General features: G+C 46.1%; 9 protein-coding genes and 2 tRNA genes. 7 read left to right on the top strand and 4 right to left on the bottom strand.

Going from position 1 to position 12,656, the window contains the following annotated elements; genetic code table 11:
• Nucleotides 1-170 precede the first annotated feature (170 nt).
• The 4 genes from JMX94_RS05115 to gltX all read right to left on the bottom strand — a co-directional run bounded on the left by JMX94_RS05115 (nt 171) and on the right by gltX (nt 2,644).
• A tRNA-Glu gene (locus JMX94_RS05115) sits at nt 171-246 on the bottom strand.
• Between the two features lie 157 nt (nt 247-403).
• Nucleotides 404-479: transfer RNA gene (locus JMX94_RS05110), tRNA-Ala, on the bottom strand.
• A gap of 122 nt (nt 480-601) precedes the next feature.
• Nucleotides 602-979 (bottom strand): hypothetical protein, encoded by a 378-nt coding sequence (locus tag JMX94_RS05105; protein WP_201563797.1) that lies wholly within the window; start codon nt 977-979, stop codon nt 602-604.
• Between the two features lie 135 nt (nt 980-1,114).
• Nucleotides 1,115-2,644 carry a glutamate--tRNA ligase gene (gene gltX / locus JMX94_RS05100; protein WP_201563795.1) on the bottom strand — a complete coding sequence of 510 codons (1,530 nt, stop codon included), beginning with the start codon at nt 2,642-2,644 and terminating at the stop codon, nt 1,115-1,117.
• A gap of 475 nt (nt 2,645-3,119) precedes the next feature.
• Here gltX and rsmH point away from each other — a divergent pair, with 475 nt between their 5' ends.
• The 7 genes from rsmH (at nt 3,120) to JMX94_RS05065 (ending at nt 12,585) form a co-directional block, all read left to right on the top strand.
• Nucleotides 3,120-4,148: a 16S rRNA (cytosine(1402)-N(4))-methyltransferase RsmH gene (gene rsmH / locus JMX94_RS05095; RefSeq protein WP_201563814.1), complete on the top strand. Its 1,029-nt coding sequence runs from the start codon at nt 3,120-3,122 to the stop codon at nt 4,146-4,148.
• Between the two features lie 234 nt (nt 4,149-4,382).
• A complete protein-coding gene (locus JMX94_RS05090) occupies nt 4,383-4,889 on the top strand; it encodes a cell division protein FtsL (protein WP_201563793.1) in 507 nt (168 codons plus the stop codon).
• Nucleotides 4,886-6,994 (top strand): penicillin-binding protein 2, encoded by a 2,109-nt coding sequence (locus tag JMX94_RS05085; protein WP_201563791.1) that lies wholly within the window; start codon nt 4,886-4,888, stop codon nt 6,992-6,994. Before JMX94_RS05090 ends, JMX94_RS05085 begins: the two co-directional genes overlap by 4 nt.
• Before the next feature lie 71 nt (nt 6,995-7,065).
• Complete coding sequence (locus JMX94_RS05080) at nt 7,066-8,787, top strand: UDP-N-acetylmuramoyl-L-alanyl-D-glutamate--2,6-diaminopimelate ligase (protein WP_201563789.1); 1,722 nt, start codon at nt 7,066-7,068, stop codon at nt 8,785-8,787.
• Between the two features lie 107 nt (nt 8,788-8,894).
• A complete protein-coding gene (gene murF, locus JMX94_RS05075) occupies nt 8,895-10,346 on the top strand; it encodes a UDP-N-acetylmuramoyl-tripeptide--D-alanyl-D-alanine ligase (protein ID WP_201563787.1) in 1,452 nt (483 codons plus the stop codon).
• A 3-nt stretch (nt 10,347-10,349) separates the two neighbouring features.
• Entirely contained in the window at nt 10,350-11,468 is a 1,119-nt protein-coding gene (gene mraY / locus JMX94_RS05070; protein WP_201563785.1) for a phospho-N-acetylmuramoyl-pentapeptide-transferase, read from the top strand.
• A 169-nt stretch (nt 11,469-11,637) separates the two neighbouring features.
• Nucleotides 11,638-12,585, top strand: a complete 948-nt coding sequence (locus tag JMX94_RS05065; RefSeq protein WP_307843721.1) for a putative RNA methyltransferase — start codon at nt 11,638-11,640, stop codon at nt 12,583-12,585.
• The last annotated feature ends 71 nt before the right edge of the window (nt 12,586-12,656 follow it).

Below are 12,656 nucleotides of genomic sequence, written 5' to 3'. Positions count from 1 at the left end.
TATCAATATTCCCAAGGACTTATACAGTCTTGATAGCCATTTTTAAAAACCACAGACATAAAAAAGCCCAGTCACCATATGATGACTGGGCTTTTTTATTGTTCGCTTATTAGTCTAACCTGATGCTTAAAAGGTGCTAAGCAAAAGTGCTAATAAGTGACGCCGAATAGTGGCGTCCCCAGGGGGATTCGAACCCCCGTTACCGCCGTGAAAGGGCGGTGTCCTAGGCCTCTAGACGATGGGGACGCATAGAGTGTTATAACCAATGGTTACAACGGTACTTCACAATATCAGAGAGCTTATCTATTAATAACAGAGCAAGCTGTGCCTAGGTGCTGATATCGTCCTACTAGCGAGTATTTATATCAAGTTTCAGTAATACTGAGCGTTGCGATAAATAGTATGGTGGAGCTAAACGGAGTCGAACCGTTGACCCCTTGCATGCCATGCAAGTGCTCTACCAACTGAGCTATAGCCCCTCGCTAAGAGTGTGCGTATTTTATGTAAGACCGGCAGTCTTGTCAACTGCTATTTGAAAAATAATGCATAAATATGCAAAAAAAAGCGTTTAAAGCCATTTTAGCTGCTTAATAAGCTTAAATTAACGTGGATTTTGCTTGATAGCAATCTCTTTTAGGGCTTTATCGGTAAAGAATTCTTCTTCCGTACAGTTAGAGCTGCTGTCAGAAAAAATGATGGCACAGCATTCCGTTGGGATATATTGACCGCCTTTTTCTCGGACAGTACTTATACCTTTAAAACCAGTAATATCAGAATTGCTTAATTTATCTAAATTCTGCTTGGTGTAATGACAGTAAGTGCTATATATCCATTTTAAATCTTCAAAGTCTTGACCGGTTGTCAGGGTAAGTTTTGCGTTATAAAGCTCTTTTACGATGGCATCATAGTAATTCTGCGCTTCTTTGAGGGTATTAAAGACATAATCTTTACTTTCGATGGTGACGGTTTTGGCGGCCATATTTATATCCAATGAAGGTGTTGAATTTTAAATGCTGAGATTAACGTAAAAAGGGGTCAGTTCAGCCTGACCCCTTTTTATTATTTATTAATCTTGTTTTTAATTAAAAATTGCAAAAACTATTCAGCTGCCAAACTATTTGTCAGCTAAGAAGTCTGGCAATTCTGCTGCTTGTTTCTCAAGTTTTTTTAGTTTCTTTTTACCCAAGCCACCCAGTACATCAACCGCATGGCGCAAGCGTGTCAATGTCATATCAGCGCCGATAATTGCCATAGAATTCATGACAGGCGTCGATGAGGTGCTACCAGCGATAGCGATAAAGAATGGCGCCATAAAGTCACGCATCTTAATATCAAGATGGGCGGCAAGACCTTTAAGCGTGGCGTAGATATTTTCTTCTGACCACGTAGGTAAGGTTTCTAGCTGCCAAAGCGCCAGTTGCAGCATCTCAGTAATTTGCTCAGGCGTCAGAGATTTATGGGTAAAGCTTTCAGCATTGATATCAGGTAAGTTTTGGAAATAGAAACCGCCCCAATTGACCGCATCAGACAGTAACTCGATGCGAGGCTGAATCGCCGCTGCGATAGCGGTTAGCTTGTCGCTGTTGCTTGCCCAGTCGAGGATTTTGTTTTTTAACTCTTCAGGGGTTAGCGCACGTAGCCATTCGGCATTAAGCCAGTTGAGCTTTTCGATATCGAAAATAGGGCCGCCAAGGGACACACGCTGAATATCAAAGCTGGCAATCATTTCCTCTAAGGTAAATTTCTCCGCTTCGTCAGGCATAGAGTAGCCCATACGACCAAGGTAGTTAAGCAGCGCTTCAGGTAGTACACCGGCATCACGGTAGTAGGTGATAGAGGTTGGGTTTTTACGTTTAGACAGCTTTGATTTATCAGGGTTACGTAGCAGTGGCATATGGCAAAGAACGGGCATCTCCCAACCAAAATACTCATAAAGCAGCTGATGCTTAGGCGCAGAGTTGAGCCACTCTTCGCCGCGCAACACATGGCTGATGTCCATTAAATGGTCATCAACGACGTTAGCTAGATGATAAGTTGGCATGCCGTCGGTTTTTAGCAGCACTTGCATATCGACTTGCGTCCAAGGAATCTCAACCGTACCGCGTAGCATATCTTGTACCTGACAAACGCCTTCGGTTGGCACACGCATACGAATGACGTTTGGTTTGCCCTCAGCAACCAATTGCGCGGTTTTCTCTGGGGCTAAATGGGCACAGCGACCGTCGTAACGCGGCGTTTCACCATTGGCCATTTGCGCAGCACGCATGGCATCAAGCTCTTCACTGCTACAAAAGCAGCGAAACGCATGGTCGTTTTCTATCAGCTGCTCGGCATGCTTTTTATAAATATCGCTACGCTCGCTCTGACGATAAGGCGCATGCGGTCCACCGATATCTGGACCTTCCGCCCAGTCAAGACCAACCCAACGTAGCGCATCCAAAATCATTTTTTCAGATTGTTCGGTCGAGCGCGTTTGGTCGGTGTCTTCGATACGTAAAATAAACTCGCCGCCGTGGGCTTTGGCAAAGGCTAAATTAAATAGCGCAATATAAGCGGTGCCGACATGCGGAAAGCCAGTCGGTGAAGGCGCGATACGAGTACGGACAGGGCGCGTGCTGTTAGTTGAAGTCGATGATTGCATCATAAAATTCTCAGAATAGGGTGGTTAATGAATATGGCAGTGAAAAATGGCGGTTAAAAGTATTAATAATAAATGTGCATGACAAGTTTGAACAAAAAATACGGCACAAACAATAGCCGTCAATGTAGAAAAATAGCGTAAAATATAGCGCTAGTATAACAGAGAGATGGGATATTTTTAACGAAAAGCCCGTCTAGCGCTTGACTACCAGTGTATCCTTGCGATAATAATGTTAGACAAGTCATAACTTGTTTATTTTCATCTGATTTTTTACTATTACTGACCAAAATGGTCGTCATCTACTGAGTCGTTTGTGTCCATATCGAATAATAAGCCAAAAAGTAAGCAAGATCTTAAAACAACCGCTTCGTCAGCCACTGATAACGCTAAGTCAGCGCGTGACTTGTCTGCGCTGGAAAATGACTTTGTTGTAGAGAGTGACTCTGCTAATTCACCCGCTCAAGAGTCTGTAGCTGCTATAACAGAGCAAACCACTTCTGATGAATTAAGTTTCGTTCATGATGCGGTGCTATTGCAAGAAACGGTCGCCGCGGTGTTGGGCGTCAAATCACTGCCCAAGCAAACAGACGACGCAGGACAGAATAGCTTACAAATGAGTGGCATCTACGTCGATGCAACCTTTGGCCGTGGTGGCCATAGTCGCTTGCTATTGAGTCAGCTGGCCGATGATGCAACCTTGATTGTTTTTGATAAAGACCCAACGGCCATTAGGGTTGCTCATGAATTGGCAAATAGCGATAGTCGCGTAAAAGTGGTGCATGACAGCTTTGCGACCTTGACTGATAGCCTGGCGGCAATGGGTATTACGCAAGTTGATGGATTAATGGCGGATTTGGGTATCTCATCACCGCAAATTGATGATGGCAGTCGCGGTTTTAGTTTTATGCGTGATGGTGCAGTCGATATGCGTATGGATACCAGCCGCGGGCAGTCGGTTGCTGAATGGCTAGAAAAAGTCGATGATGAGACTCTGGCTAATGTGCTGTATGAGTTCGGCGAAGAGCGTCATAGCCGCCGTATTGCTCGTGCGATCAAGCAGATGGACAGTTATGAATCCACGCTTGAGCTAGCAGAAGTGATAAAAGTCGCGCACCCAAACTGGCAACGCGGTAAGCATCCAGCGACGCAAAGTTTTCAAGCGATGCGTATCTTCATTAATAATGAGCTTGGCGATGTTGACGACTTTTTAGAGCAAAGCATTCCGATTTTAAAGTCGGGCGGACAGCTGGCGGTCATTAGTTTTCACTCCTTAGAAGATCGCCGTATTAAGCAGTTTTTGCAGCGTCATAGTAAAGGTAAGTATCCAGAAGATGAGAATTTGCCGATGCCGCCGAAGCGTCCGCGTTATTTTAGCAAGCCCAAACGCGTCGGTCCTAGTAAAGCAGAAATCAGCCAAAACCCGCGCTCGCGTAGTGCATGGTTACGACTGGCAACCCGTACCGATACGGATTATGTAGCAGATGGCAATCCACATATTAATCCATAAAGACTGCTATTAAGTTATGTGGTCAAAATATGACTGAATGTTTTAATGATTACGCGGCTGTTAAAAAGCTGTAAACATTCTCTGCTAGGCTCAGCAGTTACTTTTTTGGCTTGGTTTTATTTTATTTCTAATCTTATTTGTTTTTATTGATGGTGCTGATGGCTCATGAGGGTGTGATCACTCGCAAATGGTTAGCGCTTTTTATATTTTGAAGTTCACTTTTTTGAGATCGTCATGGCAATATCTGACAAACCTGTAAACCGTCGCGCCGCAATGCCTCCTAATACCGATGTTGGCGAATTATTCGTGCGCCGATTTAATATGGTCAGTATTTACGTGGCCATATTATTGCTATTGGCGGCAGCAATTATCTGGAGCGGTATCAAAACTGCCGAAGGCGTGCAGCAATATCATCAGGATTATAAAACCTTGCAAGACATGAAAAAACAAGAGCGCAAACTGCAAGTAGAACATCAGCGTTTGCTTATCGAGCAGCAAACCTTTAGTGCGACCCCGCAAATTGCCAGTCGTGCCGTTGCTGAACTGGGTATGTTTTCGCCAACTCTTAAAGACAAGCTGATTATCCAACCAGGTGCGGCAGTTGCAGTAGCGCAAGTCCTCGAGTCTGATGGTGCAGATGAAAATAAAGCTGAAACTGAAGTCATCGAGCCACGGGCTTCTACGGATTTATCTCCTGAGATTCCTACAAACGATGCTGATGTAGCGGAGGCTGGACGATGAGTGATAAAAAATCCAATGCCAATAGCGATAAAGCAGCCGCTAAGAATAACAACAAAAAACCAGCCAGCGGCAAAGTCACCAAGCCGTTACGCCGTGCTAGTGCCGCCAAATCTGGGCAAACGAGTAGCAAGCCTGATAATAAAACCAGTGATGGCCGTAAAGCCAAGCTATTTGGTCGCCTCAAAAAGAACGAAGAGCAGGGCGCTTATACCAGTGTTAAAAACCTAAAAAGCAAAAGAGCCTTTTTGGGTAAAGCGTCTGGTGCCTCCTCTCGTGGCGGTGTCGAGCAAGATAAAAACCGTTTTCGTATGATTTGGGCGCTAGCGCTGCTGATTTTGGTAGGGCTTATCGGCCGTGCTTATTATTTACAAGTGGCCAACGCTCAATTTTACCAAGATAAAGGTAACGAGCTTATCACCAGCGTGCGCACGCAAAAATCCTATCGCGGTATGATTACCGACCGTAATGATTTGCCATTAGCAGTCAGTGCGCCTCTAGCGACGGTTTCTTTTAGCCCGCATGATTATGCGCGCGAATATTACGAGCTTAAACGCATTATTTTGACCAATCCCGATAGTCCAAAGCTGGTCGCGCGTATGCAAAAGCGCTTGGATAATATGGATTTGACCACCCTTGCAGCAGCGGCCAATATTTCAGTCACTGAGCTTAAAAAAGTCACGGCTATCGATGACAGTATCGATGTAACCGATGAGGAAGCCGTTAAAGCGGCGCTGCCATCGGGCGCAGGCTCGCATTATCTGCCACTACTTAATAAAGTCACCCCTGAGATTGCTCAAAGCGTCAGCTCGCTTGATTTTCCGGGCGTCTATGAGAAAAACTTCTTCCAGCGCTATTATCCGCAGCCGCAACCGAATTCGCAGCTGTTGGGTTTCATGGGCCAAAACGCCGATGATCCTGAAGGCGGTTACGAAGGCCGCGCTGGTATCGAACGTCAGTATGAAACTGAGCTGGCGGGCGATGATGGTAAAGTATTGGTACTCAAAGATGCCAAGCAAAATAGCCTGAAAGAAATTAAGCAGATTGAACCAGAGATACCCGGTAAAGACGTGGCGTTAACGATTGATTCGCGTTTGCAGTACTTGCTTTATAAAGAGCTGGAAAAAGCCGGCCGCTTGCAAAAAGCGCGCTGGTCAACGGGTATGATTGTCGATGTGCAAACCGGTGAAGTGCTTGCTCTATCGACGTGGCCGTCATTTAACTCCAACAATCTTAATGAGATGACCGGTGAAAACCAACGTAACCGTGCGCTGCTTGATGTCTTTGAGCCCGGTTCGGTGATGAAACCGTTTACTGTAGCCGCCGCGTTAGATTCAGGCAAGTATACGACGACGTCATTGATTGATACCAATCCTGGCTCTATCCGTGTGCGTGGTTATACGATTCGCGATCATAATAATCTGGGTCGTATTACTCTGGGTACGTTGCTACAGAAGTCTAGTAACGTGGCCTCGACCAAGATTGCGTTATCACTGCCGCCTGATGCCATTACCAATATGCAAAAGCAATTTGGCTTTGGGTCAAAAACACCGCTGCAATTCCCCGGTGAGGGCAGTGGACTTGTGGTGACGCCAAAAGAGAAAGAAACCTCAAGGCGGGCGACGGTCAGTTATGGTTACGGTCTGCAAGTGACATTGGCGCAGGTAGCACAGGCCTATTCGGCGCTGGCAGCAGGCGGGGTTATGCATCCATTAACGCTGACCAAAGATGGCGAGCGGCCGCCCAGTAAGCGTATCATGGCACATGAGCAAGCCATGTCTATCGTACAAATGATGGAGAGTGTCACCGAACCGGGTGGTACGGCTAAGGGTGCTGCTATCGATGGTTATCGCGTTGCTGGTAAAACAGGAACGTCGCGCCGTATCAATCCAAAAGGTGGCTACTATACGGACCAATATCGTAACGTCTTTGCGGGTATGGCGCCAGCGTCTAATCCTAAGCTGGTTGGTGTCATACTTATCGAAGACCCGCGTGGTCAGATTTATGCGGGCTTAACAGTCGCTCCTGTCTTCCATAACGTCAAGAAAGAGGCGCTGCGTTTGTATAATGTGCCGTTAGATAAGCCGTTAAAAACCGAAGAACAGTAGATAAAAAAGTAATCTTTTTAAATATTCCGCTATTAACCATTTGATGCGTTTTAACCGTTTAGGATTTGCCAATGACTCCGTCTATCTCGTCGCCAAGCACCACCACAGTCACCTTGCAACAGCTGATTGAAGCCAGCGGTAGCGACAGTCATAGGCAGAACCACAAAGACAAACAAAGCCTAGCACAAGCATTGACAGCGATGATAATCGCATCTAACAGTCAGTTGCCCAATCTAAAAACATCGCTTGCCAATATCCCATTTGAGCAGTTCTGCTTAGACAGCCGTCAGTTGGCAGCCAACGACGTCTTTGTGTTATTAAAAAGTCATACGCCAAACTGTCAAAAAAGTCGTGACTACCTTTATCAAGCCGCGCAAAATGCGGCTTTTATCCTAGCAGAAATTGACCCGCGCGCTTTGCTTATTAAAGCTAATGTGCCGCCGCATGCCAATCTTGCTTTGACTGATGATAATGCTGAATCTATCGCGCAGCAGCAATTGGACCGCCTGCCTTGCCCCGTATTATATGTGCCCAATATCCGTGATTTTTTAGGCGACCTGATTCAGGCGCGTTTGCAATATCAGCGGTCTGTAACCTTGCCGACGGTCGTCGCAGTAACGGGCACCAATGGCAAAACCACTATCAGCCAATTGGTGGCGCAATTGACGCAGTTAACTGGGATGAGTAGCGCCGTGATGGGCACGGCGGGTAACGGCAGACTTGGCGCCTTAGTGCAAGCCAGCCATACCACCGGTGATGCCTTAGCGGTACAGCAGTTTTTATATCAAATGGCTACAGAGAATGCTGAGCTATTGGCATTAGAAGCCAGCTCGCACGGTTTGGATCAGCAGCGTTTACAAGGTATGCCAGTATCGGTGGCGATTTATACCAATTTGAGCCGTGATCATCTAGATTATCATGCCGATATGGCAGAGTATGCTGCGGCAAAAGCCAAGCTGTTTGATAAAGCACATTTCTCAGAGTTAACCCACGCTATCATCAATATCGATGACGAGCATGCACAGATTATGCTCGATACCGCGCATGCCAGCCAATTAACGGTTTGGACCTATAGTTTAGACCCAGCAAAATCTGCGACCTTTGTTGCCGCTGAAATTAAGCCAAGTTTGCAGGGTCTTGAGATTGCGCTGCGTACTGATTTTGGCAATGAAAAAACTGATATTATAAATATCGTCAGCCCATTACTCGGGCGTTTTAACGTTGCCAACTTACTTGCCGCTATTGGCGCTGCTGTAGCCTTAGGAGTTAGTCTCGAGCGCATTGCGGCCGTTATCCCGCAGCTACAAGGTGCGGTTGGGCGTATGCAGCGTGTGCCATCCAATGATGGTTGTTTTATCGTTGATTATGCCCATACGCCTGATGCGTTAAGCCAAGTACTTGCCAGCCTAAAAACCCATTGTAAAGGTCAGCTATGGGCAGTGTTTGGTTGTGGCGGCGACCGTGATGCGGGCAAGCGCCCATTGATGGCGCAAGCGGGATTGGCAGGCGCCGATAAAGTTGTATTGACGGCGGATAATCCACGTACCGAAGACCCAAATGTAATCTTGCAAGATATGCAAGCGGGCATGACAAACGAGCAATATCAGCGTGCCCATATCGAACCTGCGCGCCAAGCAGCCATTGAATATGCGGTCAATCAAGCAGCGCCTGATGATATTGTCGTTATCGCGGGCAAGGGTCATGAAACCTATCAAGAAATTAACCATGTTCGTTATGATTTTGACGACAGTGTTATTTTGCAAAATGCTTTAAAGCAAGCAGGGCGCGTATAGCCTTTATAGATAAATAATAGCGCTTGCGCCTCGTTTTTTATACTTTTTAAACAACATACATTCTCAAATATCAAAGATAAGTAGTCATCATATATAAGGTAATCATTATGACAGCCGACAACGATAACAGCATTCAGTCGCAAGGGCTGTATGTTTGGCAAGTAGACAATCTGCTTGCGGCAACCGCAACACTGGGTGGACATTGGCAATTTGCTGACAGTCAAGTAACATCAACTAATAACGACACAAGCAAGCCAATTACTAGCACTCGTATCGCTACCGATACCCGTACCATAAAACCCGGCGATATCTTTTTGGCGCTCAGCGGCGATAATTTTGATGGTCACGATTATATCGCTACTGCCATCGAACAAGGTGCGGTTGCGGCTATCGTTTCACGCCCCATTTCTGCTGATATTGCACAATTAGTTGTTAATGACACGCGTTTGGCGTTAGGGCAATTGGCAGCTTATCGTCGTCAGCAGCATAAAAATTTGACCGTGATTGCCATCACTGGTTCTAGCGGCAAGACCACCTGCAAAGAGATGCTCGGTAGTATCTTTGGACGTTTGGCGCCGACGCTGATTACCCGTGGCAACCTAAATAATGACTTAGGTGTGCCGATGATGTTGCTCGAATTATCCGATCATCATCGCTATGCGATTTTGGAGCTGGGCGCTAACCATATTGGTGAGATTGCTTATACTACTGAGATTGTAAAGCCGGATGTCGCTTGTGTTCTCAATATTGGCACCGCGCATTTAGGGGAATTTGGCAGCCGTGAAGGCATTTGCCAAACTAAGGCTGAGATTTACCATACTTTGAATGACACGCAGTACGCTATCGTTCCTGATAAAGATGACTTTACCAATAAGCTGCGCCGTATCGCTGAAAAGCATACCTCTCACGTGATTGGCTTTGGTAATACCGATGTCAGTGCCAGCCATTTAGATGTTGAGCCTGAACGCAGCGAGTTTAAGCTGCATATTGGCAGCCAAGTTCATGATATTAATCTGCCGTTAGCGGGCGAGCATAATGTCAATAATGCCTTGGCCGCTGCTGCTTGTGCCCATGCGTTAAATATCGATATCAGTGATATCGTCGTCGGACTTGAAAATGCCCGTCCTGCTAAGGGGCGCTTAAACAGCCAACTACTCGGTATGCATCGTTTGATTGATGATACTTATAATGCCAATCCGCATTCGGTGCGAGCGGCAGCTAAGGTACTTGCGGCGCAGACAGGTACGCAAGTGATGGTACTCGGTGATATTGCCGAGCTGGGAGAAGCGGCGGTCAGCGAGCATCAGAGCTTGGGTCGTACCATTGCGACCACCGGTATTAATGTGCTGCTGTGTGTTGGTGAATACGCCCCTTATACGGTGGCAGGCGCAAAAGAGATTTCTGCTATCAACGCCCATGCCTTTGCTGATAAAGACAGTTTATTGGCCTATTTACAGCCTTATTTACAAGCACAGCAAGCGCAGCCTTGTACGGTGCTGTTTAAAGGCTCACGTTCCATGGAAATGGAAACCCTTATCAATGCGCTAATCGAGGAGTAGGCGGTGTTAGTTTGGTTGTTTGGCTGGCTTGGTCAGTATTATACGCCGTTTTCTGCGGTTTCTTCGTTGACGCTGCGCGCGTTACTAGCGGTTATTACCGCGCTTGCCTTTAGCATGATTTTTGGGGGACGCGTCATTCGACGTCTGCGTGCGCTGAAGTATGGTCAGGCGATTCGTAATGATGGTCCGCAGTCGCATTTGGCCAAAACCGGTACGCCGACCATGGGTGGGGTGCTGATTTTAAGCGCAATTGGCGTATCAACCTTATTGTGGGCGCGATTAAACAATCCCTATGTGTGGATTTTGCTCATTGTCATGATTATCTTTGGCGCGGTTGGTTGGGCAGATGATTGGCTTAAAATTAAGTATAAAGACCCCAAAGGTCTGATTGCCCGCAAGAAATACTTTTGGCTATCGATGGGCGCGTTATTCGTCGGTATATCTTTATATTATATTGCTACCTTGCAGCCGGATATAGCGACCACGCGTGAGATGCAGGACTTGCTGCTACCGATTTTTAAAGATTGGATAATTCCCTTTTCAGCCGTGCCGTTTGGTATTGGCTTTATTATCTTTACCTACTTTGTGATTAATGGTGCTTCTAACTCCGTCAACTTAACCGATGGCTTGGACGGTTTGGCTATTTTGCCGGTGGTTTTGGTCGCAGCAGGTTTAGGCGCTATGGCTTATGTGTCAGGTGACGTGCGCTTTGCGGATTACTTGCATGTACCTTATATTGCCTATAACTCGGAAGTGATTATTGTCTGTGGCTCGATGATTGGCGCCGGACTTGGTTTCTTATGGTTTAACGCTCATCCAGCGCAAGTATTTATGGGTGATGTTGGGGCGTTAGCATTGGGCGCGATGCTCGGTACGATTGCGGTTATGACCCGTCAAGAGATTGCCTTTGCCATTATGGGTGGTTTATTTGTCGCCGAAGCACTGTCGGTTATGCTACAGGTTGGCTCGTATAAGCTGCGTAAAAAGCGCGTCTTTCGCATGGCACCATTGCATCATCACTTTGAAGAGATTGGCTGGAAAGAGACGCAAGTGGTGGCAAGGTTTTGGATTATTGCCATTATCCTTGTGATTCTTGGGCTGATGACCTTAAAACTGCGTTAAGTCGTCAAACAGTTTCAAATCAAAAAAAATTCAAATCAAAAGCCATCTTAAAATCTAAGATGGCTTTTTTATGTCCTACACTAACTTCTCTTTTGTTATGCCTTTTATCCCTTACGAAGCCTGAACTTTGTTAAAATGGCAGCCATATTGCGATGACGTTGAGATACTTGTGAGCTTATTTGTTTGTCCCCTTTGCCAATCACCCCTGCAACCAGCTGACGATACGTGGCGCTGTGATGGTAGCTTGCACCCAAAACAAACGTCTCATCCGTTTGATGTTGCGCGTCAGGGTTATGTCAATCTATTACCGGTACAACAAAAAAAATCCAAAGCGCCGGGCGACAGTCAGCAATCAATTGATGCGCGCAAACGGTTTTTAAATGCCGGACATTATCAGCCATTAAATGACTTAATTTGCCAAAAGATGGCGGCATTATTGACGACAAAAAAAGTCAGTATTAACCAAAAAGATAAGCCTATCAACTGGCTGGATATTGGCTGCGGTGAAGGCTATTACACGCAGGCAATGGCGCAAACGGGCATGGATGTACTGATTGCAGCGGATATCAGTAAACCTGCCGTCGTAGAGCTGGCAAAAACCAGTAAGGCTTTAGGTCGTCTTTGGTATCAGCCAGTTAAAGATAATTCTGCCACAGAGGTAATTAAAGCGGCAGCCATCTATCCACTGGTCACCAGCGCGGCGCATTTACCGCTACGCGCGCATAACATCAATGGCATTAGCAGTATTTTTAGCCCCATCTTGCCAGAGGCGTTTAATGAGGTATTAAGCGATGAGGGCTATCTAATCATTGCCAAGCCCGATATGGGGCATTTGGCGACGATGCGGGAGGCGTTATTTGATGACGTCCGTGAGCATGATTCTGAGAAGTTTTTGCAGGAATTAGCGCCTTATTTCCAGCTGCTAGAAACCCATCATATCAGCAGTAGTTTAAATTTATCGGCAGAGGATTTGGCGGATTTAATGACCATGACCCCTTATGCGTATCGTGCGCGTAGCGACAAGAGGCAGGCGCTACTAGTAGAAGTGGCAGCACAACCTTTTGCGACAGAAGCTAAGTTTGTCATCTATATTTTGCAAAAAACAGCTGTTCAATAGAATTAATAAATCATATTTAATGAAGATTATTTCATGTTAATACTTTCTCTTTAACAAGTACTCATTAATAA

It is taken from the genome of Psychrobacter sp. CMS30 (genome assembly GCF_904846565.1).
In the GTDB taxonomy this organism is placed as follows: Bacteria; Pseudomonadota; Gammaproteobacteria; order Pseudomonadales; family Moraxellaceae; genus Psychrobacter; species Psychrobacter maritimus.
This window is presented reverse-complemented; position numbering and strand designations above follow the sequence as displayed.

Excerpts from the sequence above, each read along its gene's own strand:
- JMX94_RS05105 (WP_201563797.1), bottom strand. The coding sequence starts at position 979 with ATGGCCGCCAAAACCGTCACCATCGAAAGTAAAGATTATGTCTTTAAT.
- gltX (WP_201563795.1), bottom strand. The coding sequence starts at position 2,644 with ATGATGCAATCATCGACTTCAACTAACAGCACGCGCCCTGTCCGTACT.
- JMX94_RS05090 (WP_201563793.1), top strand. The coding sequence starts at position 4,383 with ATGGCAATATCTGACAAACCTGTAAACCGTCGCGCCGCAATGCCTCCT.
- JMX94_RS05085 (WP_201563791.1), top strand. The coding sequence starts at position 4,886 with ATGAGTGATAAAAAATCCAATGCCAATAGCGATAAAGCAGCCGCTAAG.
- JMX94_RS05080 (WP_201563789.1), top strand. The coding sequence starts at position 7,066 with ATGACTCCGTCTATCTCGTCGCCAAGCACCACCACAGTCACCTTGCAA.
- murF (WP_201563787.1), top strand. The coding sequence starts at position 8,895 with ATGACAGCCGACAACGATAACAGCATTCAGTCGCAAGGGCTGTATGTT.